Origin of the sequence: Ramlibacter rhizophilus (assembly GCF_004681965.1) — a bacterium.
Classification (GTDB): domain Bacteria; phylum Pseudomonadota; class Gammaproteobacteria; order Burkholderiales; family Burkholderiaceae_C; genus Ramlibacter; species Ramlibacter rhizophilus.
The window spans coordinates 26586-45564 of sequence record NZ_SMLL01000005.1 but is presented as its reverse complement, the minus strand read 5'-3'; the positions used below and the strand labels follow the sequence as shown (position 1 = coordinate 45564).

Annotated in this window: 21 protein-coding genes, 1 tRNA gene and 1 pseudogene; 11 read left to right on the top strand and 12 right to left on the bottom strand. The window is 68.8% G+C overall.

Features of this window, described 5'->3' with window-relative positions; all coding sequences use genetic code 11:
• Nucleotides 1–90: 90 nt before the first annotated feature.
• Both EZ242_RS13075 and EZ242_RS13070 read left to right on the top strand, forming a co-directional pair.
• Nucleotides 91–411, top strand: a complete 321-nt coding sequence (locus tag EZ242_RS13075) for an EthD family reductase (RefSeq protein ID WP_135285622.1) — start codon at nt 91–93, stop codon at nt 409–411.
• 211 nt (nt 412–622) lie between these two features.
• Nucleotides 623–994: a hypothetical protein gene (locus tag EZ242_RS13070; protein WP_135285621.1), complete on the top strand. Its 372-nt coding sequence runs from the start codon at nt 623–625 to the stop codon at nt 992–994.
• 104 nt (nt 995–1098) lie between these two features.
• On the opposite strand, the gene EZ242_RS22035 is transcribed toward EZ242_RS13070, so the two are convergent.
• Nucleotides 1099–1248, bottom strand: coding sequence for a hypothetical protein (locus EZ242_RS22035; protein WP_167784758.1), 150 nt, complete (start codon nt 1246–1248; stop codon nt 1099–1101).
• 327 nt (nt 1249–1575) lie between these two features.
• Between EZ242_RS22035 and EZ242_RS13060 the strand changes: the two genes are divergently transcribed.
• The 3 genes from EZ242_RS13060 (at nt 1576) to EZ242_RS22670 (ending at nt 3353) form a co-directional block, all read left to right on the top strand.
• Nucleotides 1576–1827 (top strand): hypothetical protein, encoded by a 252-nt coding sequence (locus EZ242_RS13060; protein WP_167784757.1) that lies wholly within the window; start codon nt 1576–1578, stop codon nt 1825–1827.
• A gap of 136 nt (nt 1828–1963) precedes the next feature.
• Nucleotides 1964–2563, top strand: a complete 600-nt coding sequence (locus EZ242_RS13055; protein WP_135285618.1) for a hypothetical protein — start codon at nt 1964–1966, stop codon at nt 2561–2563.
• A 457-nt stretch (nt 2564–3020) separates the two neighbouring features.
• Nucleotides 3021–3353: a c-type cytochrome gene (locus tag EZ242_RS22670; RefSeq protein ID WP_420821251.1), complete on the top strand. Its 333-nt coding sequence runs from the start codon at nt 3021–3023 to the stop codon at nt 3351–3353.
• Nucleotides 3354–3375: 22 nt separating this feature from the next.
• Here EZ242_RS22670 and EZ242_RS13045 read toward each other — a convergent pair whose 3' ends face one another.
• The 7 genes from EZ242_RS13045 to EZ242_RS22690 form a co-directional block, all read right to left on the bottom strand.
• Nucleotides 3376–3714 (bottom strand): type III secretion fhipep protein, encoded by a 339-nt coding sequence (locus EZ242_RS13045; protein WP_135285617.1) that lies wholly within the window; start codon nt 3712–3714, stop codon nt 3376–3378.
• Nucleotides 3711–4622, bottom strand: a complete 912-nt coding sequence (locus EZ242_RS13040; RefSeq protein WP_135285616.1) for a formate dehydrogenase accessory protein FdhE — start codon at nt 4620–4622, stop codon at nt 3711–3713. The genes EZ242_RS13045 and EZ242_RS13040 overlap by 4 nt, the downstream gene beginning before the upstream one ends.
• Nucleotides 4619–4843 (bottom strand): hypothetical protein, encoded by a 225-nt coding sequence (locus EZ242_RS13035; protein ID WP_135285615.1) that lies wholly within the window; start codon nt 4841–4843, stop codon nt 4619–4621. The genes EZ242_RS13040 and EZ242_RS13035 overlap by 4 nt, the downstream gene beginning before the upstream one ends.
• Nucleotides 4840–5748 carry an NrfD/PsrC family molybdoenzyme membrane anchor subunit gene (gene nrfD / locus EZ242_RS13030; protein ID WP_167784756.1) on the bottom strand — a complete coding sequence of 303 codons (909 nt, stop codon included), beginning with the start codon at nt 5746–5748 and terminating at the stop codon, nt 4840–4842. The genes EZ242_RS13035 and nrfD overlap by 4 nt, the downstream gene beginning before the upstream one ends.
• Nucleotide 5749: 1 nt before the next feature.
• A complete protein-coding gene (locus EZ242_RS13025) occupies nt 5750–6541 on the bottom strand; it encodes a 4Fe-4S dicluster domain-containing protein (protein WP_135285613.1) in 792 nt (263 codons plus the stop codon).
• A gap of 14 nt (nt 6542–6555) precedes the next feature.
• Nucleotides 6556–9219, bottom strand: coding sequence for a molybdopterin-dependent oxidoreductase (locus tag EZ242_RS13020; protein WP_205960649.1), 2664 nt, complete (start codon nt 9217–9219; stop codon nt 6556–6558).
• A 69-nt stretch (nt 9220–9288) separates the two neighbouring features.
• Entirely contained in the window at nt 9289–9861 is a 573-nt protein-coding gene (locus EZ242_RS22690) for a molybdopterin-binding domain-containing protein (RefSeq protein WP_205960648.1), read from the bottom strand.
• Between the two features lie 122 nt (nt 9862–9983).
• On the opposite strand from EZ242_RS22690, the gene selA reads away from it, so the two are divergent.
• The gene (gene selA / locus EZ242_RS13015) at nt 9984–11441 is read left to right on the top strand and encodes an L-seryl-tRNA(Sec) selenium transferase (RefSeq protein ID WP_135285611.1); all 1458 of its coding nucleotides are present in this window, start codon (nt 9984–9986) and stop codon (nt 11439–11441) included.
• Between the two features lie 16 nt (nt 11442–11457).
• Nucleotides 11458–11550: transfer RNA gene (locus EZ242_RS22030), tRNA-Sec, on the top strand.
• Between the two features lie 88 nt (nt 11551–11638).
• Here EZ242_RS22030 and selB read toward each other — a convergent pair.
• The 3 genes and pseudogenes from selB to EZ242_RS13000 form a co-directional block, all read right to left on the bottom strand.
• Nucleotides 11639–13510: pseudogene (selB, locus tag EZ242_RS22665) on the bottom strand (selenocysteine-specific translation elongation factor); the annotation flags it as partial.
• 178 nt (nt 13511–13688) lie between these two features.
• On the bottom strand, nt 13689–14168 hold the full coding sequence (locus EZ242_RS22425) for a hypothetical protein (protein WP_240787077.1): 480 nt from the start codon (nt 14166–14168) through the stop codon (nt 13689–13691).
• A gap of 113 nt (nt 14169–14281) precedes the next feature.
• Complete coding sequence (locus EZ242_RS13000; protein ID WP_135285961.1) at nt 14282–14812, bottom strand: fasciclin domain-containing protein; 531 nt, start codon at nt 14810–14812, stop codon at nt 14282–14284.
• A gap of 460 nt (nt 14813–15272) precedes the next feature.
• Between EZ242_RS13000 and EZ242_RS12995 the strand changes: the two genes are divergently transcribed.
• From EZ242_RS12995 to EZ242_RS12985, 3 genes are all read left to right on the top strand, one after another.
• Nucleotides 15273–16427 (top strand): sensor histidine kinase, encoded by a 1155-nt coding sequence (locus tag EZ242_RS12995; RefSeq protein ID WP_135285609.1) that lies wholly within the window; start codon nt 15273–15275, stop codon nt 16425–16427.
• Nucleotides 16428–16518: 91 nt separating this feature from the next.
• Nucleotides 16519–16866, top strand: coding sequence for a hypothetical protein (locus EZ242_RS12990; protein WP_135285608.1), 348 nt, complete (start codon nt 16519–16521; stop codon nt 16864–16866).
• A gap of 109 nt (nt 16867–16975) precedes the next feature.
• The gene (locus EZ242_RS12985; protein WP_135285607.1) at nt 16976–17614 is read left to right on the top strand and encodes a DUF502 domain-containing protein; all 639 of its coding nucleotides are present in this window, start codon (nt 16976–16978) and stop codon (nt 17612–17614) included.
• Nucleotides 17615–17630: 16 nt separating this feature from the next.
• Here the strand turns inward: EZ242_RS12985 and EZ242_RS12980 are convergent, their stop codons facing one another.
• Complete coding sequence (locus tag EZ242_RS12980) at nt 17631–18185, bottom strand: DUF2238 domain-containing protein (protein ID WP_135285606.1); 555 nt, start codon at nt 18183–18185, stop codon at nt 17631–17633.
• A 192-nt stretch (nt 18186–18377) separates the two neighbouring features.
• On the opposite strand from EZ242_RS12980, the gene EZ242_RS12975 reads away from it, so the two are divergent.
• The gene (locus EZ242_RS12975) at nt 18378–18929 is read left to right on the top strand and encodes a CHRD domain-containing protein (RefSeq protein WP_135285605.1); all 552 of its coding nucleotides are present in this window, start codon (nt 18378–18380) and stop codon (nt 18927–18929) included.
• Nucleotides 18930–18979 lie beyond the last annotated feature (50 nt).

The window sequence follows — 18979 nt, the reverse complement described above, 5'->3', positions numbered from 1 at the left end:
CAATGTGCAGGCGACGCCGACCCCAGGTAAACCCGATACTGCGGCGCTTGCTGGCTGCCTATCCTGGCTCGTTTCCAAGGAGAACATGCCATGATCAAGGTGAGCGTCATGTACCCTCATTCGAAGGGGGCCCGGTTCGACCATGCGTATTACCGGGACAAGCACATGCCGCTGGTCAAGCGTCGAATGGGTGATGCATGCCTTTACTACACAGTTGACAAGGGAATCGCCGGGGGAGCCCCTGGTTCCGAGCCTGTGTACGTCGGCAGATGCGACATCTTTTGCGAGTCGGTCGACAGCTTTCAAACGGCCTTCGGTCCGCACGCGAAAGAAATTATGGCGGACATTCCCAACTACACGGACATCCAGCCGCTCATGCAGGTCAGCGAGGTGGTTATCGAGCGATCTTAGGCGGTCGGACTGCCCAGGAAAATGTTCGCCGGCCGTGCGCGGCGCAACTTGCCCAAACAGTGCACGCGCCCGGCTGTGCGGCCCAGGCATCAGCAATGCCCAAGCAGCGGCTTCCGCAGCGTCCCCACGCTCCCGTCAAACCCGTCCGCACCACTTGCAAACTGGTCCGAGCAGCCCACAATGCTGGTGAACTGCAGCCGGATCGTCACTCATGTCCTTTTCCACCATTGCTGTCGTCACCGCAGTAGCGGCAATTCTCCTGGGCTTGGCTTGGCTGTTCGCTGGGGGCCTTCTGTTGCGTCGCTGGGGAATTGAACCTAGCCCAACCGGGTTGCTGATTGGAAGGCGAATCGGCTGCATCTATCTTGGCCTCGCGGCGTTGCTGCTCATGGTGCGAGCGACGTCAGCACCCGAAGCGCGGTGGGGCATCGCTGCAGGATTTGCTGTTGCGCTGAGCTTGCTAGCCCTCATTGGCATTTTCGAGCTGATCGCGAAGCGAGCGAAGCCCGGCATTCTCTCCAGCGTGGCGCTGGAAGCGCTGCTTGCTGCCGGTTTCATCAGCAGCATGGCGGTGACAAGCTAGTTCTCGCCGGCGCCCGTCAAAACCGGCACTGTTGCACACTATCTGCACGCTGCCCTACACGCTGGCCCATACCGCTTGGGCCGACGCTCTCGCCAGTCTCAGGCTTAGCTGATGTACTGCAGGGCGGCCGAGATGGATTCGATGAGGTCGGCGGCCTTGATCGTGGTGGGCATGCGGGTTCCGGCGGTGTGGTGGGGCAGGGCGGGATTATCCCAAAGGCTGTCGAGGCGCCTTCCGCCACGCTTCGGCGGCACTTCAAACGCTCGGGGCCACGCTGCTGCGACGCTGCGCACCTGCACAAATCAGCACAAAACGGCTGGGCGCGCTCAGCTCTAAAGATGCAGCAGTCCTCGCTTGCTCAGAACGGCCAGTGCGAGCCCCACGACGAAGCCGATTGCAACGTTCCCGATGCAAAGCGCAGCACAGACAAGGACAACGATCCCGCCCCTGCGACTCGCAGGAAGTGCACCCGTTCGAGCTGCGAGCTGGATGCCAGCAACGAACAGCACAACGCCAAGGACTGCCGTTCTTGCGCCGAAGGCCACGTGGGCAGCCATCCCGCCAGCCCGTGACGCATGGGGATGCCCGGCCATGTTGTGGCCGCGCACAAGCGCCTTGCAAACATCGTCACCCAGCGGCCGTCTTCATATAAAACGCGCTTCATGATCATTGAAATTGTCGGCGCATGTTTACTGGCGGTTGTCGTTGTGGCCCTGTTCATTACGGCCGACAGATGGTCCAACGCTTTATGGGCCAAGCACCGGGAACAAATCCCGCCGGGCGGTCTGCTCGGTCAGCTGTGGCGAAAGCTGACCCGCTCGAAGCAGAAGTGAGGCAGTTTGGGCGGCCGTTCGATCGGCAGAAGCTGTGCGTGGGACGTCACCCACGTGGACTCAACCGCCACTCCTGCGCGCCGCATCGCCCTATGGTGGCAATCTGAGATGGCTCGACAACAGAACAGGAGATTCAATGGCATGGAACCGCATCCAGGCAGCACGCCTGCTGTCCACCAAGGAGATGGCACTCTTCGAAAGCAGCTTGAGCGATCAGGCGCCGCAGATGGCCGACAAGGAACTGCAGGCCACGATACGGCGGACTCGAAATGAGCGTGACAAGTACCAGGACCTGCTGCGGCGTCAACGCGTATCGACGCGGGAGCGGAGTGGGACGAAATCCGGCCGCAGCGGAGTCGCCAACGCTCGGACCGATCAGAAGGTGCAGGTGTTTTCCGAGGCGCTTGGCCGCTTGGAGAAGCAGCAGGCTCAACGCGAACGACATTCCGAAAAGCCAGCCGCCAGCAAGCCTGGACGTAAGACGACCGTGCGATCCGCCGTTCGCCTCGCAGTGGAGTCGAAGGCAAGGAGTCGCACCAGCGACAAGCCTCAAGCAAGCCGCAGCAGCAAGGCGCCTAGCGACGGACCACGAAGCGCCGCTGCCAGCAAGGCCGCGACGCAGAGCCCCGCTACCACGCCGCACGCCAAGCGGGCACAGGCGATGGGACAGCAGCGGCCACTGGCACATGTCTCCTCGCGCGGAAGGCAGCAGCAGGCGAAACGCGATTCGAAATGAGCAGGTATCGCGCTGCGATGAACGCAGCCCCGGCCGACGCTTTCGCCAATCTCAGACCTAGCTGATGTATTGCAGCGCGGCGGCGATGGATTCGATCAGGTCGGCTTGCTTGATGGTCGTCGGCATTGCGTTCGGTCGGTGTTGGACGGGCTAATAATCCAACCATCTTCTGAGCGAAGCGATGGCTGTTCTCCAGGTCGAACGCCGCGGGGAGCAACGAAGTGCGACGAGCAAGTGAATTACAAAATTGATCGCTCTGGGATCAGACCTGCCCCGAGCGCCAGCGCAAGAACCTTGAACCTTGACTGAACGTTCCTGAAAACGTTGCCTTGGTGTTGCAATCACGAGCAAGGCGACAGGACCAAGCCTGTACGTGGCCACCGATGAAGGCGACATCACAAGATGACGCCGAACTGAAACCCGCCCTGCGCCGCGCGGCCCGGCCGGGCCGTGCGGCGTGTCCGATGAAGTACGAGGACCTGCCCATGCGCCATGCCGCCGCCTTCTCCGTGGCTTCCGTGTTCCTTGTGACCGTCGGCACCTCGCCGATGCCGACCTGTTCAGGAAATCCAAGTGCCTGGCCTGCCATGCGGTGGACCAGAAGCGCCTGGGTCCGTTGCTGAAGGAGGTGGCGGCCAAGTACCAGGGCGACAGCAGCGCCGCCGACAAGCTGGCCAGGAAGATCCGCGAGGGCGGCGTCGGAGTGTGGGGCCAGTTGCCGATGCCGCCACAACCCCAGGTCTCCGAGGCCGATGCCAAGAACCTGGCCGCGTACATCCTGTCGCTGTAGCGCTGCGGGCGCGGTGGATGGATCAGCCGGTCCCCGCGTCAGCGCTGGGTGCCCCCAGCTCCAGCCAGGCCGCGAACGAGTCCAGCCGGTGGGCCAGCCGCCACTCGTCGAGGACGGCGCGGGCTGTGGCGCGGGCCGCGCCCGGGGCGGCGCTGGCCTCCACGTGGTCGAGGAGCCACTGCTCGAATGCCTCCGGCTCGGGGTCGTCGCGCGCGACGCGCTCGAGCAGCTCGCGCCTCAGCGACAGGCCGATCGCGTCCGCGGTCTGGTCGCGCTTGCGGGCGCGGCTGCGGCCTTCGGCCGCGTCGAGCGCGGCCAGCAGGGCCACGCAGATGCGGGCCGGGCGTAGCGTTTCGGTCATTGCGGGCGCGGCATCGCCGGCGGCGCGGCAAGGTCTGCGAGCGAGGCATCCAGCGCGAAGCCGGGCTCGGGCGGACGCAGGAAGCCGCGCTCGACCGCCGCCAGGTCGAACTCGACGCTCTCGAGGTCCGTCACCATGATCTCGTCGGGCGGCGTCGCCTGCAGCGTGGTGCAGGTCTTGAGGTAGCCCGAGCAGCCGCTGCAGGTCTCGGCCGCGAACTTCGATGTCTGGCCCTCGACCACCAGCGTGCCCAGCGTGTCGTGGTCGGTGGTGCCGCAGTAGGTGCAGGCCAGGATGGCCATCGGCCAGCCCGTGCCGCAGCGGCCGCAGCGCAGGTGGCGTGTGCGTTCGATGCCGCGCAGTTCGGCGAACGCCGGCCACGCCCCGCACACAGGGCAGTAGCCCTGAGACCAGATGGGATCGGGCTCGGCCGCCCAGCCCCGCCCGCAGGCATGCAGGTAGGGCATGGGCAGCAGGCGGGCCAGGGTACGCCAGCCTTCGGGCGTGGCGCCCACGCGCGAAGCCTGCAGGTCCAGCGCCGCCGGGTCGTGGTTGATGGACGCCAGGAAGACGGCCAGGGCCTCTTCGGCCAGTGCGTCGTGCGCACCGGCCGACGTGCCCGTCAGCGCATGCAGGCCCTGCGCATGGGCGACGCCAAACAGTCGCTGCAGCAGTTGGGCGAGGGCGCCTGCATCGGGCCGCAGTCCGGCGCCGGCCAGTCGCGGCGCCCACTCCACGCCGGGCGCGAGAACGGGCGGGCCCGCATCCCAGGCAGGGTCGGACAGCGCGGGGAGGAGCTCGCGCACCACGCGCAGCCACGGCACCCATTCGGCGTGGACCTGCGCCAGTGCGTCCAGCCGGGCGACGGCGCCAGCGGGACGCCGGGGGGATGCCGCCGCCGCGCTCATGGCCGGACGAACCCGCGCGCGTGGTTCGCCGGCTCCAGCACCTGCATGCCGCCCTTGGCCTCGCGTTCGATGTCGTAGTAGGGGCGCGAGCCGGCATGCAGCTGCACGACTTCGGGGCGGTTGCCGACATCGCCGCCCGGGCCGCCGCCGCGTACGCGCTCGGCCTCCGGGGCATCGCAGGCGGCCAGCAGCACGGCCAACATCCACGGCAGCTGTCTCATGGCAGGTTGGCCTCCGGCACGAACACGATGGCGGTGCGCACGAGGAAGCCGCCCGCCAGCACCAGGGCGGCCGCCAGCGGCAGGCTGGCCAGGCGCGGCGCCTTGCGCGGCAGCGCCGCGACCAGCGGCAGAACCACTCCGACGACGACGCCCACCGCCAGCACGAACCCCCACACATTCAGCCAGCCGCGCGCGGCATCGCCGAGGTTGAGGAACAGCGCGAGCAGCACCAGCAGCTGCAGCCCCAGCAGCCAGGCCAGGATGCGCTGCAGTGCGGCCACCACCGGTATCTCGCCGCCCAGCCAGCGGGATCCCAGCACCAGCAGTGCCGCCGCCATGGCGACGGCGGACACGTTGAACAGCATGCCGAACAGCGGCGTGTCCGACCACACGGGCTGGTTCAGCACCGAGATCATGACGCCGGTGTAGCCGGTGATCACCAGCGCGAAGAAGGCGCCCAGCACCACCACCGTCGTGCCCAGCGCTCCGGGCGGGCGCAGGCGCCGGGCCCAGGTCCAGTGCGGCCGCCGCCACTCGGCAAAGGACGCGACGAAGGCCAGCAGGGCGAACAGGCCCAGGAACAGCACCGCCCAGGACCCGATCGACATCGGCACCCAGGGCTTGAACATCGGCTCCAGCGTGTGGTTGGCCAGCAGCATGTGCCAGAAGCGCTCGGGGCGCTTCAGGTCGACGATCAGGATGACGCCGACCACCGCCAGCAGCGGCAGCGTGGCCAGGTAGCCCAGCCGGGCCAGGCGGCGGTCGGCCTCGGGCCGGGTCAGGTCGATCAGGGCCGAGAGGAAGAAGGTGCCGGCAGCCAGTCCGCTCAGGAAGAAATGCAGCACGATCAGCCAGCCCCAGTGCGTGGGCACGGTGAACCAGGTGCTGCTGGGGGCGTCGAGCATCTCAGTCATCCTTGCCCTCGCGGGCGCCACGCTCTCGGAAGTTGAACAGGCTGACCAGCCCCACCACCAGCGCCCCCAGCGCGGTGAGCCAGCCACCGGGCTGCAGGTTGCGGCTGGGCATCTTCGGGTCGGGCGGCAGCCCGTACACCTCGGGCTTGTCCACCAGCAGGAAAAAGGCGTTCAGGCCCCCCAGCATGGTGTCGTCCGCGCCGTAGAGCCTGGCGCGCGTCTCGCCCGCTGCCTGCAGCTGTTCCACCCGGCGGCCGGCGCGCTGGCGCAGCTGCCAGATCGGTCCGAACACGATGGAGTCGGTCGGGCAGGCTTGCGAGCACGCCGGCTCCATGCCCACCTGCAGGCGGTCGTAGCACAGCGTGCATTTCTGTGCCGTGTTGGAGACCGGGTTGATGTCGATGACGCCGAACGGGCAGGCGCCGATGCAGGCCTTGCAGCCGTTGCAGGTGTCCGACTGGATGACCACGGTGTCGAACTCGGTGCGGATGATGGCGTTGGTGGGGCACACCTCCAGGCAGGCCGCGTTCACGCAGTGCTTGCACACGTCGCTCAGCATGGTCCAGCGGCCGTCGCGCCGGTCGTCGGAGAACTGCTCGACGAACTTCACGTGCCGCCAATGCGTGCCATCGAGCTTGCGCGTGTTGTCGTAGCTGTCGCCGGAGAGCGTGCTGCGCTTGTCGTCCAGGGCCGGCAGCTGGTTCCACTGCTTGCAGGCGACCTCGCAGGCCTTGCAGCCGATGCAGACGGTCGGGTCGGTGAAGAAACCCATCGGTTCAGCCATCGAAATACTCCTTTTCAGGCCTTCCGGAGGTTGCAGACGAAGGACTTGCCTTCATGCATGCTGGTGTTGGGATCGCCCACCAGCGCGCTCATCTCGTTGACCACGTCGCTGGTGGTCAGCCCCTCCCAGCCCCAGTGGAACGGCATGCCGACCTGGTGCACCGTGCGGCCGGCGATGCGCAGCGGCTGCAGGCGCTTGGTGACCAGGGCCTTGGCCACCACCGAAGCGCGCGGGCTGGTCACGCGCACGAAGTCGAGGTTGGCAATGCCCACTTCGCGCGCCAGCTCCGGCGACACCTCGACGAACAGCTCCGGCTGCAGCTCCACCAGCCAGGGATTCCAGCGGCTCATGGCGCCCGACAGGTAGTGCTCGGTCAGCCGATAGGTGGTGATGACATGCGGGTACAGCGGATCGCCCAGCCGCGCCAGCTCGTTGCCGGCCATCTTCCAGTACTTGAGCACCGGGCTGGATTGCTGCTTGTACAGCGGATTGCGCACCACCGACTCGGCCGGCTCGTAGTGGGTGGGCAGCGGCCCGTCGGCCAGCCCTTCCGGCACGAACAGCCAGCCCTTGCCGTCCGGCTTGAGGATGAACGCATCGGTGCCCGAGTGCGCCTCCATGCCGATGGCGCCCGGCTTGGCCGGCTCGGTCGGCGCCTTGTTCAGGGGAAAGTCGGGCACGTCCCGGCCGACCCATTTGCCGAGCGTCTCGTCCCACCAGATGTAGCGCTTGCGCTGGCTCCAGGGACGGCCTTGCGGGTCGGCCGAGGTGCGGTTGTAGAGGACGCGCCGGTTCGACGGCCAGGCGAAGCCCCAGCCCAGGTGCGCGCCCTTCACGCCGGGCGGGTCGGCCTGGCGGTTGGCCGAGCGGTTGTTGTCCGGCGAGGGGTAGACGCCGCAGTAGATCCAGGAGGCGCAGCTGGTCGAGCCGTCGGCGGCCAGTTCGTCCGGGCCGCCGAGGTGGCGCGTCGGGTCGGCGCTGTAGGTGCCGTTGATTTCCCGAAGGATCTTCTCGGACGAGGGTTCGCCGCGCCGGCGCTCGTGCGGGTCCGGGGATTCGTAGTCCCACACGAGGTGCTTGAAGCCCTCGTCGCGCGGCAGCGTGGAGCCGGCGTAGAGCTGCTTGAGCCGCTTGCCCAGCTCGTAGGTGAAGTACAGGTCGGAACGGCAGTCGCCCGGCGGGTCGGCCGCCTTGTAGTGCCACTGCAGCAGGCGCTGGGTATTGGTGAAGCTGCCGGCGTACTCGGCCACCTGGGCCGAGGGGAAGAAGAAGACCTCGGTGGCGATGTCGGCGCTCTTGATCTCGCCGGACCGCACCTCGGGCGCGGTCTTCCAGAACATCGCCGTCTCGTGCAGCCAGTTGTCCTTGACCACCAGCCAGTCGAGCTTGCGCAGCCCGGCCCGCTCGAGCTTGGCGTTGAGTGACGTCGCCGGGTTCTGGCCGATGCAGAACATGCCCTTGACGCGCCCCGCATTCATGGCGACGAACATCGGCATGTGCGAGTGGTCGCCGATGATCTTCGGATGCCAGTCGTAGCCGAAGTCGTTGGCGCGGGTGGCTGCCTCGCCGTACATGGACTTCAGGTAGGACACCATGAACTTGGGCGTGTTGGCCCAGTAGCCGGTGGGCGTGGTCTCCTCGACCAGCCACTGCGCCAGCGACCCGTGCGGCTTGAGCGCCGACGGGTGCGCCATGTAGCCGTGGATCGAGTGGTACAGCGTCGGGATATCGGTGGAGCCCTGGATGGAGGCATGGCCCCGCAGGGCCATGACGCCGGCGCCGGGCCGCCCCACGTTGCCCAGCAGCAGCTGCAGCAGCGCGGCGCAGCCGATGATCTGCACGCCGTAGGTGTGCTGCGTCCAGGCGACGGCGTAGGCGAAGGACGTGGTGCGCTCGGCCCCCGAGTTGTCCAGGATGGTCTGGGCCACCCGCAGGAAGGTCTCGCGCGGGCAGCCGGTCACCTGCTCGACCATCTCGGGCGTGTAGCGCGCGAAGTGGCGGCGCACGACCTGCAGCACGCAGTGCGGATGGGTCAGGCTCTCGTCGCGCGGGGCGGGCGCGTTCACCAGCGCCTGCACCATCGGCTCGTACGAGGGCGCGCCCGCCGCGGCCTGCAGCGCCCGTTGCGCCTGGGCGCCGAGCCCGCCGCCCTGGTCGCGCGCTTCGCCACCCGCGGCGCCTTGCAGGTCGGACTGCTGCTCGCCGGAGCCGAGCGTGTCGGCCGTGCGTCCTTCTGACTTCACGTCCCGGCCGGCGTACTGCCAGGACGCGCCCTTGTACTCGCCGACGAAGCCGTTGAACGGCCACTCCTTGGCGTCGCCGGTGTATTCCACCAGGCCGGAGAACACGCCGCCGAGTTCCTCGGTGTCGCGGAATTCCGGCGAAACCAGGGTGGCCGCGTTGGTGTAGGTGGTGACGAAGGTGCGGAAGAACGGGTCTCTGTTCCAGCGCTCGCTGTTCAGCACGAAGTGGATCAGGCCGCCGAGGAAGGCGATGTCCGAGCCGGTGCGCAACGGCGCATGGATGTCCGCCATCGCGCTGGTGCGGGTGAAGCGCGGATCGACGTGGATCAGCTTGGCGCCATGTTCCACCTTGGCCTTCATCGGCCAGCGGAAGGCGACCGGATGGTTCTCCGCCATGTTGGAGCCCATGATCACCACGCAGTCCGACTCCTCCATCGAACGCGGATACAAGGTGGCCGCACCGCGGCCCAGCCTGGTCCCCAGACCGGGGACACTGGAGCTATGTCATATTCGGGCCTGGTTTTCGATCGGCACGATGCCCAGGCCGCGCATCAGCTTTTGCTGGATGTGGTTCCACTCGTTGTCCAGCGTGGCACCGCCTAGCGAGAAGATCGAGGTGGTGCAGTTGACCTGCTTGCCGTCCGCCAGCCGCTCGATGAAGGTCTCGTCGCGCGTCTTCCGGGTCAGCTCGGCGACGCGGGCCATCGCCCGCTCCAGGTCCCATACCTCCCAGTCGGCCGCGCCCGGTGAGCGATGCAGCACCTGGGTCGGGCGGTTGGGATTCACGTGCAGCTGGAAGGTGGCCGCACCCTTGGGGCAGAGCGTCCCCTCGTTGACCGGGCTGCGCACGTCGCCTTCGATGTTGACGATCTTCCCGTCGACCGAATGGATCAGCGTCGCGCAGCCGACCGCACAGAAGGGGCAGATGCTCGGCGTGGTCTTGGCATCGCGGATGCGCAGCTGCTGGGCGCGCGCGGCGCTGGGGGCGAGGCTCATGCCGGCACCGACCAGGGCGCTGGCCGCCGAGCCGCCGCCGGCAAGCAAACGGCCGAAGTCGCGTCGAGAGATGTTCTGCATCGTGCGTTCCCTGCGTGTGCACTGTCGCGCAGTCATGCAACAGCGATTTCATAATATCGACAAAGATGGGACCCGTGGGGCAGCTTGCCCCGGCCTGCTGTCCAACCCGCGGTCCTTTCGTGATGCAACAAGACCTTCCTGCACCAACGCACTGCGCGACGAGCCTGGACGGGCCGCAGCCCGCGGAGCGTCCGCCCATCCCGTCGATCGACCGGCTGCTGCAGAGCGATCCGCTGCGCGCCCTCGTCGATCGGCACGGCCGGGTCCGGGTGCGCGATGCCCTGCGCGAGCGACTGGACGTGCTGCGGGCCCGCTGGGCTTCCCACCCTGCCTCGGCCTTCGACGCCGACACGCTGGCGCTGGGGCTCGGCCACGCGCTCGATGCCGCGGCGGCGCCTTCGTTGCGGCCGGTCGCCAACCTGACCGGCACCGTGCTGCATACCAACCTCGGCCGCGCCCTGCTGCCGGAAGAGGCCATCGAAGCCATGGGCCGCGCGGCGCGCACGCCCTGCAACCTCGAGTTCGACCTGCAGGACGGCGAGCGCGGCGAGCGCGACGCGCATGTGGAAGCGCTGGTGTGCGGGCTGACCGGCGCCGAGGCGGCACTGGTCGTCAACAACAATGCCGCCGCGGTGCTGCTGGTGTTGAACACCATGGCCGCGCGGCGCCCGGTGATCGTCTCGCGCGGCGAGCTGGTCGAGATCGGCGGGCAGTTCCGGGTGCCGGACATCATGGCGCGCGCCGGCGCCCGGCTGCACGAGGTCGGCACCACGAACCGCACCCACCTGTCCGATTACGAGGAGGCCATCGACGCGCGCACGGCGCTGTTGATGAAGGTGCACCCCAGCAACTACGAGATCCGCGGCTTCACCGCGGCCGTGGCGGTCGAGCGGGTCGCGCAGCTGGCGCGCGAGCGGGGCCTGGTGTCGTACTCGGACCTCGGCAGCGGCACGCTGGCCGATCTGCGCGCGTGGGGCCTGCCGCACGAGCCGACCGTCCGCGAGACGCTGGCCGCCGGTGTCGATCTCGTCAGCTTCAGCGGCGACAAGCTGCTGGGCGGTCCGCAGTGCGGCATCGTCGCGGGACGGGCGACGCTGGTCGCGCGGCTGCGGCGCAATCCATTGAAACGCGCGCTGCGGGTGGATAAGTTGACGCTGGCGGCGCTGGGCGAGGTGCTGCGCCTGTACGGCGACCCCGACCGGCTGGCCGCGCGGCTGCCGACCGTGCGACTGCTGGCCCGCCCGCGCGAGGAAATGGCCGGCGTGGCGGCTGTCCTGGCCGATGCGCTGCAGGCGCGGCTGCGCGGCTCGGCCGAGGTGCAGGTCGTCGACTGCGCCAGCATGATCGGCAGCGGCGCGCTTCCGGTGGCCGGCCTGCGCAGCGTGGGGGTGCGCATCGTGGCTCGCGGGTCGCGCCGCGAGCGCGACCGCGCGGCGGTGCGCCTGCTGGTGGCGCTGCGCAGCCTGCCGCTGCCGATCATCGGCAGGCTCGAGGATGGCGCCGTGCTGCTCGACTGCCGCTGCCTCGAGGATGCCGAACCCGTGCTGCTATCCTTGGCCGCGCTGGGCGGCGAGGCCTGAAGGCCGCCCGCGTCCAGGAAGAGCGACGTCCCTGGTGGGGCGCCCGGACTTCAAATCCGGCGGGAGGCGCGTCGCGCGTCTCCGGTGAGTTCGACTCTCACCTCTTCCGCCCCCACGGGGCCCGCCGCACGGGGGGCGCCACCCTCCGATGAGGCGGCCCACTGCTGCAGGTGGTCGTCGCGCATGCGGCGGACCTCGCCCACGCGCAAGGTGGCGCCGGCACGGTCCAGGCATTCCAGGATCTCGATGGCCAGCCCGCGGCCGGTGCCGATCGCGTCGCGGAACTGCGCCACAGTGAAGCTGCCATCGGGCGACGCGGCGGCCAGGGTGGCGGCCGTTGAGCCCAGGGAGGCCAGCGTGGTGCGCAGGCAGAAGCGGTCGGCGCCCACCCGGTGCACGGTGCCGGCGACGCGCCGGCGGTGCAGCATCTCGGTCAAGGCGCGCGGATCCACGCGGGCGGCCTGCGCGAGCTCGCGCGCCCGCGGCAGCACGGTGGATATGCCGCCGGCTGAGCCACGCAGCAGGGGATAGACGGCGTCCCACAGCTGCCGGTCAGCGGGATTGGCGGCCACGTCGTGCTCGGTCAGGCGCGCCCGTCCCTGGTGCACGGCCACCGCACGCGACAGTGACCCGCCGTGCAGCAGCGCTTCGAACGCCGGCAGGGGCAGCGCGGGTGCGACGCGGTCGCGCAGATCCTTCATCCGCATGCCGGGCATGGCCGGCTGCAGCGCGTGGAACTCTGCAAGGCAGTCGCGCGTGGCGCGTTCCCAGCCCGTGAGCCGGTCGTGCGTGATCCCGATGCGCGGGTCGCGCCCGAGCAGCTCGACGCCCAAAGCTTCGCGCAGCGCCTGTGCTGCGTCCGGCGCCAGGTTGAACATGCGGTCGAACTGGTCGAGGTCGCAGCCGCCCGGTGACTGCAGCAGGCCCGGCAGCACGTCTTGCGCGCGGCCTGCCGCGAGAACTTCCAGCATCTGCTGGCGTTCCGCGCCCCGGCGGCGGACGGTGGGAAAGGGATGGAGCACCATGCCTCCGCCCAGCGTGCGCCCGGCCGCCGAGTCGCGCAGGATGAAGCGGTCGCCGTGCAGTGCCGCCAGCGGCTCGTCGACCACCAGCTGGGCCCAGGTACTCTGGCCGGCGACCAGCCGCTGGCCGGCGATCGGCAGCACCCGTGCCATGACGTCGCGGCAGCCGTGGTGCAGATGCACGCGGGCCGCCGGACCGGGCACGTGCGCCCCGGGCAGCAGGCGCAGCCGCACATCGAGCCGCGAGGTCGGCCGGTGGATCGGGTCGGCGACGAGCCAGTCGCCGCGGTCGACGTCGCCCAGCGCGACATTCGCCAGGTTGATCGCGCAGCGCTGTCCCGCCCGCACGCTGGCCACTTCACTGGCATGCACGTGCAGGCGCCGTACCCGGGCGGCCACGGCGCCCGGCGAGACGAGCAGGCGGTCGCCGGCGGCCGCCTGCCCGCTGAAGACGGTGCCGGTGACCACCGTGCCACTGCCCTCCACGCTGAACGCGCGGTCGACGGCAAAGCGGAAATGCCGCCCGGGCTGCCAGCGCGCCTGCATCGCCTCGGCGGCGGCGCGCAGGAGCGCACCGATGGCTTCGATGCCCTCGCCGGTCACCGCGGAGGCTTCGACAATGTCCAGGCCCTGCAGGGCCGTGCCGGCGACGAGCGCTTCGATCTCGGCGCGCACCTGCAGCCGCCGCGCTGGTTCGACCCGGTCGACCTTGGTCATCACCGCCAGGCCTCGGGCCACACCGAGGAGGTCGAGGATCTGCACGTGCTCGACGGTCTGGGCCATGACGCCGTCGTCGGCGGCGACCACCAGCAGCGCGAAATCGATGCCGCAGACGCCGGCGACCATGTTGCGCACGAATCGCTCATGGCCGGGCACGTCGACGAATCCGACCAGCGGTCCCCCGGCCGGCGAACCGTAGGCGAAACCCAGGTCGATCGAGATCCCGCGGGCCTTTTCCTCCGGCAGCCGGTCGGTGTCGATGCCGGTCAGGGTGCGCACCAGCAGCGTCTTGCCATGGTCGATATGGCCGGCAGTGGCGACGATCATGATCCGGAGCGGGCCGCCGTCGAGGTTCGCCCGCGGTGAAAGCTGGAACCCCGGCGGTCATCGCCCTGAAGTTCTGGTGGCTGGATGGCGGCGCGGCGCATAGGGTCCCGGGCTCGAAGAAGGTGGCGGTCTGCGCAAGGCAGTCCCGGCGCGCACGGCGCGCCCGCGACGGTCCAGCTTAAGCCATCCATGTGCCCTTCGGGTGTAGGACCGCGTTGATCGAGCGCTGCAAGCCGGCGATCACGTCCTTGGGCGTGACGCTCGGCGCATTGCCGCCCTTGCCCTCGGCCACGAGGATGTCGCCGTTGGGCAGGAGCAGCGTCTGGAGCGGGATCTGCAGGTCGGTCGCGATGGCCGTGACGGTATGGCCCTGCGGCACCGTCGGACGCTGGTCACCCCAAGCGGCCGGATTGGCGATGTCCATTTCGGGCAGCAGGCCGCGCTGCGGCTTCGGCAGTTCGACCTGCGTGCCGAACTGCGGCGGCGGCACTTCCGCGCCGCAGCCGACCAGCAGGGCGCTGGTGGCAAGCCATGCCAGCACTTCCTGGGGGCCACGCTCAGCGACCTGGCGTACGACGGCATGCAGCGGATGGACGGCCTGTGAATACCTGGCAGCGAGGGTGTGGGCCGCGGAGATGCTCTCCTGTGCGCGGGTCACGATGAACCATGGGCGATGTGCAAGCCTTAGCGTCGTGCTCCCGCGCACGGGGGCGCGGGCCGGTGTCAGGTCGCCAGAAAGTGTGAGAAAGCTCGGCGCCAAGGAGGGGCGAGTCAGCCCGGCAGCAGGACCTTGTCCACCACGTGGATCACGCCGTTGGACTGGTACACGTCGGCGACGGTCACCACGGCGGCGTTGCCCTTCGCATCGGTAATGACGACCGCGTCGCCCCGCAGGGTGGCGGTCAGCGTGCCGCCGCTGGCGGTCTTCATCATGGCCTTGCCGCCGCCGGCCTGGATCTGCTGCGCCAGCGCCCTGGCGTCGATGTGCCCTGGCACCACGTGATAGGTGAGCACCTGGGTGAGGCTGGCCTTGTTCTGCGGCTTCAGCAGCGTGTCCACGGTGCCCGCGGGCAGCATCGAGAAGGCGGCGTTGGTCGGCGCGAACACGGTGAACGGGCCGCTGGATTTCAGCGTCGGCACCAGGCCGGCCGCCTGCACGGCAGCGACGAGCGTCGTGTGGTCGCGCGAGTTGACGGCGTTGTCCACGATGTCCCTGCTGGGGAACATCTCGGCGCCACCGACCATCTTGGTGCCGGCTGCGCCCATGGCGCTGCTGCCCATGGCAGTGCTGTTGCCGGCCATGATGGAGCCGGACACGGAGGCGTTCCTGTCGATCAGGACGCCACGCCCATAACCTTCGGCGGCGGCAGTGCCGGCAACGGCGAGCAGGGAGGCGGCGAACGTGGTGATCAGCGTGCGGTGCATGGAAGAGCTCCTTCGGATTGCGAATTCGGGGCCGACGGAATGGCCGACCCTCGCAGATCGATACGCAATGACGCAGACATCGGATGCAAACAAGCGTGCGCGCTGGATCGGAGGGTGGTGAGTTTCCAAGGAGGGTGGGTCAGCAAGCTGGAGCAGCTCGGCTTCTTCTTGCCGGCGTGCTGGCGCTGATCTGGTTGACCTCGACAGCGGGCACCGGTCGAGCAAGCATTCATGCGGGCGAGGTCTATGATGGGACGATCGGCGCCGCAGCGTGTCGGCCATTCGGTTCTCAGCGAGTTCAGTCCAGCCACTCCGGATGCGAAGAAAGGAGTGCGTCATGTACCAATTCCTTGCCGCCAACCGGGAAGAGCTGATTGCCCGGTGCAAGCAGAAGGTGGCGGCACGCCCGAAGCGCTCGGCGACGCCGCAGCAGCTGGTCCACGGCATCCCGATTTTTCTGGAGCAGTTGACGAGAACGCTGGAGGCCGAAGAGAAGGGCCAGGCCGCGGAAGGGACGCGGATTTCGGGGGCGGCGGGCGGGCAGGTTCTGTCGGCGTCCGAGATCGGTGTCACCGCTGCGGCGCACGGCAAGGAGTTGCTCGAGTTGGGGTTTTCGGTCGACCAGGTGGTCCACGACTATGGCGACCTGTGCCAGGCCATCACCGATCTCGCGGTTGAACGCGACGCCCCCTTCACCATCGACGAGTTCCGGACCCTGAACCGCTGCCTGGACAATGCCATCGCAGACGCCGTCACGGAATTCAGCGCGCTGCGTGACGTCTCCCGGGATCTCGCGCACGCGGCGGCAGAGAACCGGCGAATGGGCTTCCTGGTGCATGAGTTGCGCAATGGACTGGGCACCGCCAGCCTTGCCCTGAATGCTCTGGAGATGAGCAACATGCCCGTCTCGGGCGCCACCGGGGCCGTCCTCAAGCGCAGCCTCGCCACCCTCAGGACGCTTACCGAGCAGGCCATCGCGGAGGTGCGCTCCAACATGCAGCCGCTGGCGCAGACGGAGGTCTTTCTGGTCGCCGACTTCATCGCCGAGGTGGCGGCGGCTGCGCGGCTCGATCCGAAAGCAAGTCATTGCGAGTTCGCGGTCGATCCGGTGGATCCACGGCTCGCCATTGCGGGTAACAGGGGCCTGTTATCGGCCGCTGTCGGAAACCTGCTTCAGAATGCATTCAAGTTCACCCATGCGGGCAGCCGCGTTCAGCTGAGAGTCACGACGGCGCAGGATTCGGTGGTGATCGAAGTCGAGGACCGGTGCGGCGGGCTACGACCCGGCAGCATCGAGCGGATGTTCAGGCCGTTCTCCGAACGCCTGGACGAGACCACCGGGCTCGGCCTGGGCCTGTGCATCGCCCACCAGAGCGTGGAGGCCGATGGAGGTGTTCTGAGCGTGAGGAACCTCCCGGGCGTGGGCTGCGTGTTCACCATGCAACTGCCGGCGCACTCGCTCGGGCGCACCGAGGAGGTCGGGCCGGCGTAGTCGGCCTCGCACCAGGCCTCTGGCTCAGGTTCTGCATTTCCCGGCGCTCACAATGCGATCGGCAATTCGCCATCACTTCTGGAAAGCAGTCATGAAGCAGATACTTTTGGCGCTGGCATTGGCCATGAGCGGCTCGGCATTCGCCGCAGAATCCTGCGATGCGCAGGCGACGGCCCGCCAGCTCTCGGGCGCGGCCAAGACCTCGTTCATCAGGAAGTGCGAAGCCGGCGCGCCGGCCGGTGCCCTGACGTGCGACGCGCAGGCCGCGAGCCGCAAGCTCGCTGGCGCCGCGAAGACGAGCTTCATGAAAAAGTGCGAGGCCGATGCGTCCGCCGCCGGTGCCACGGCAGCCTGCGAGACACGGGCCACCGAGCGGAAGCTGGCAGGGGCCGCCAGGAACAGCTTCGTGAAGAAGTGCGCTGCTGACGCGAAAGGCTGAGGCCGCCTTCCGTCGGCCGACCGAACGCGGTTCCCGCCGCCCGGTGCGGCGTGGCCGCGGCCGTCGCTTCCCTCCGCGCCGCATGTGCTGCGCATGCTAAATTGCCGCGATGAAGCGCCTGTACAAGTATTTTTTCCGGGGCCTTCTGGCCGTGCTGCCGCTGGCAGTGACGGTGTACGTGCTGTTCCTGTTCCTGGGCTGGGTGGAGTCGCTCTTTCTCGGCGTGCTCGGGCCGGTCATCGGGTCCTTCTACGTGCCCGGCATGGGGCTGCTGTCCGGGGTGGCGATCATCGTGGGCATCGGGGCCGTGCTGTCCAAGCGGAAGGTGCGCGAGGCCCTGGCGTTCATCGAGCTGCCGTTCACCCGGCTGCCGGTGGTCAAGAGCATCTATTCCGCGCTGAAGAGTTTTTCCGACTATTTCGATCCGGGCACCCGCGCCAACAGCCAGCAGGTGGTCATCCTGCGCATGCCGGACCACGAGCTCGAAGTGGTCGGCCTGGTCACGCGGCGGCGCTTCGCGGACCTGCCCGCCGGCTTCCTGCCGGGCGAGCGGGTGGCCGTGTACCTGCCCATGGGCTACATGATCGGCGGCTACACCGTGTTCGTGCCGGCCAGCTGGGTCACGCCCATCAACATGTCGGTGGAGGAGGCGATGCGCTCCTCGCTCATTGCCTGGATGCAGACCCGGCCCGACCCGGCGCAGCAGGCCCGCACGCAGCCCACGCAGCATCCGCGTCCCGGCTTCTGAGCGTCCCGGTGCCGCGTCAGGCGCCGTCCGGCGCGACCGCCTGCAGGACATGGCGGGCGAAGGCGCCACCCAGGGCGGCACCCAGCACATCCATCACCAGGTCGGAGAGCGTGTCCACCAGGCCCAGCGGGCCCGCCATGCCCTCCAGCACCTCCCAGCCCACCCCCAGGGCCAGGCCCATGGCTGCGCACCAGCCCACGAGACTGTCGCGCCTGAGAACATCGACGCGCGCGTAAAGGAAGCCGATGGCCGCCAGGCCCGCGAAGCCCGTGTAGCCGTGGGCCAGCTCATCGAACCAGGGCACGTTGTCGAACCACCTGAAGAATCCCCCCGCGGCGTTGAGCAGGGCCGCCAGCACCAGCAGCAGGCGCAGCAGGCTGGGCAGGCGCGAGGGGACCCACGCGGCCGCCAGGCCGGCGAGCACGAACACCGCCAGGCCCGTGACCATGAGCATCCGCTGGGCGTGCCAGGCCAGCACCAGCTGGGCGGCGATGAGCAGCACGCCGGTGCAGGCGAAGCCGCGCCAGAGGGGGGCGTCGAATCGGGCGGTGTCAGAGCGGGTGCGAGTCATCGGAGGTGAACCCTAGGGCCAGCGGCCGCAGCCCCGTGTGGCCCGTCGCCTGATTGCGACGTCGTCTGAAGCCCAGGCTGGGCCGCGGTCCGACGCACGCTTACGCCCGCTTTCACATCCAGCCTGCGATCGCGCGCGTACTTGTCGTGCAGCCGACCCGGGCTGCCTTCTTCAACACCGACCGAGGACCTCATGAAGACTTATCACCTGGCATTTCCCGCGCTTGCAGGCGCCATCCTGTTCGGCGCGGCCTCGACGGCCGCCGCCGGTCACCTGAACCCCGTGCTCGAAGCCCAGCTGGACGGCAGGGAGGAAGTCGCGGCCAACGCCACGGACCGCCGCATGGTGGGCGACCCCAACGCGCGCGCGCAGGCCTATGTGTTCGGCGTGGATGGCGACCCGCGCACGCTGTGCTACCTCATCGTGGACGTCCGCAAGCTGGCCCAGACCGAACTGCCTCCCGGTGGCGGCCGCGCGGCGCACATCCACGAGGGCGCGCGCGGAACCAACGGGCCGGTGGTGGCCAACCTCGCCTGGCCGCAGGACGGCCAGGCCGCGGACTGCCTGACCGAAGGAGAGACCGACCCCTCGGGCCCCAAGTTCCCGACGGGCGAGCCCGGCATCGTGCAGCGCATCCTGGCCAACCCGAGTGCCTTCTACATCAACGTGCACAACACGGACTTCCCGGCAGGCGCGATCCGGGGGCAGCTCGGCGAAGCGGAGCACACGCACGGCAAGCGTTGACGCCAGGCCGCAGGCGCCGGCGGCGTCGGCAGAATGCGGGGATCCCATCG

Coding starts and splice junctions, on each gene's coding strand:
- EZ242_RS12975 (WP_135285605.1), top strand. CDS start 18,378: ATGAAGACTTATCACCTGGCATTTCCCGCGCTTGCAGGCGCCATCCTG.
- EZ242_RS12985 (WP_135285607.1), top strand. CDS start 16,976: ATGAAGCGCCTGTACAAGTATTTTTTCCGGGGCCTTCTGGCCGTGCTG.
- nrfD (WP_167784756.1), bottom strand. CDS start 5,748: ATGCTCGACGCCCCCAGCAGCACCTGGTTCACCGTGCCCACGCACTGG.
- EZ242_RS13060 (WP_167784757.1), top strand. CDS start 1,576: ATGCCCGGCCATGTTGTGGCCGCGCACAAGCGCCTTGCAAACATCGTC.
- EZ242_RS13070 (WP_135285621.1), top strand. CDS start 623: ATGTCCTTTTCCACCATTGCTGTCGTCACCGCAGTAGCGGCAATTCTC.
- EZ242_RS22690 (WP_205960648.1), bottom strand. CDS start 9,861: ATGCAGAACATCTCTCGACGCGACTTCGGCCGTTTGCTTGCCGGCGGC.
- EZ242_RS13055 (WP_135285618.1), top strand. CDS start 1,964: ATGGCATGGAACCGCATCCAGGCAGCACGCCTGCTGTCCACCAAGGAG.
- EZ242_RS12990 (WP_135285608.1), top strand. CDS start 16,519: ATGAAGCAGATACTTTTGGCGCTGGCATTGGCCATGAGCGGCTCGGCA.
- EZ242_RS13040 (WP_135285616.1), bottom strand. CDS start 4,622: ATGAGCGCGGCGGCGGCATCCCCCCGGCGTCCCGCTGGCGCCGTCGCC.
- EZ242_RS13035 (WP_135285615.1), bottom strand. CDS start 4,843: ATGAGACAGCTGCCGTGGATGTTGGCCGTGCTGCTGGCCGCCTGCGAT.
- EZ242_RS13025 (WP_135285613.1), bottom strand. CDS start 6,541: ATGGCTGAACCGATGGGTTTCTTCACCGACCCGACCGTCTGCATCGGC.
- EZ242_RS13000 (WP_135285961.1), bottom strand. CDS start 14,812: ATGGCCGGCAACAGCACTGCCATGGGCAGCAGCGCCATGGGCGCAGCC.
- EZ242_RS13045 (WP_135285617.1), bottom strand. CDS start 3,714: ATGACCGAAACGCTACGCCCGGCCCGCATCTGCGTGGCCCTGCTGGCC.
- EZ242_RS13075 (WP_135285622.1), top strand. CDS start 91: ATGATCAAGGTGAGCGTCATGTACCCTCATTCGAAGGGGGCCCGGTTC.
- EZ242_RS12995 (WP_135285609.1), top strand. CDS start 15,273: ATGTACCAATTCCTTGCCGCCAACCGGGAAGAGCTGATTGCCCGGTGC.
- selA (WP_135285611.1), top strand. CDS start 9,984: ATGCAACAAGACCTTCCTGCACCAACGCACTGCGCGACGAGCCTGGAC.
- EZ242_RS12980 (WP_135285606.1), bottom strand. CDS start 18,185: ATGACTCGCACCCGCTCTGACACCGCCCGATTCGACGCCCCCCTCTGG.
- EZ242_RS13020 (WP_205960649.1), bottom strand. CDS start 9,219: ATGGAGGAGTCGGACTGCGTGGTGATCATGGGCTCCAACATGGCGGAG.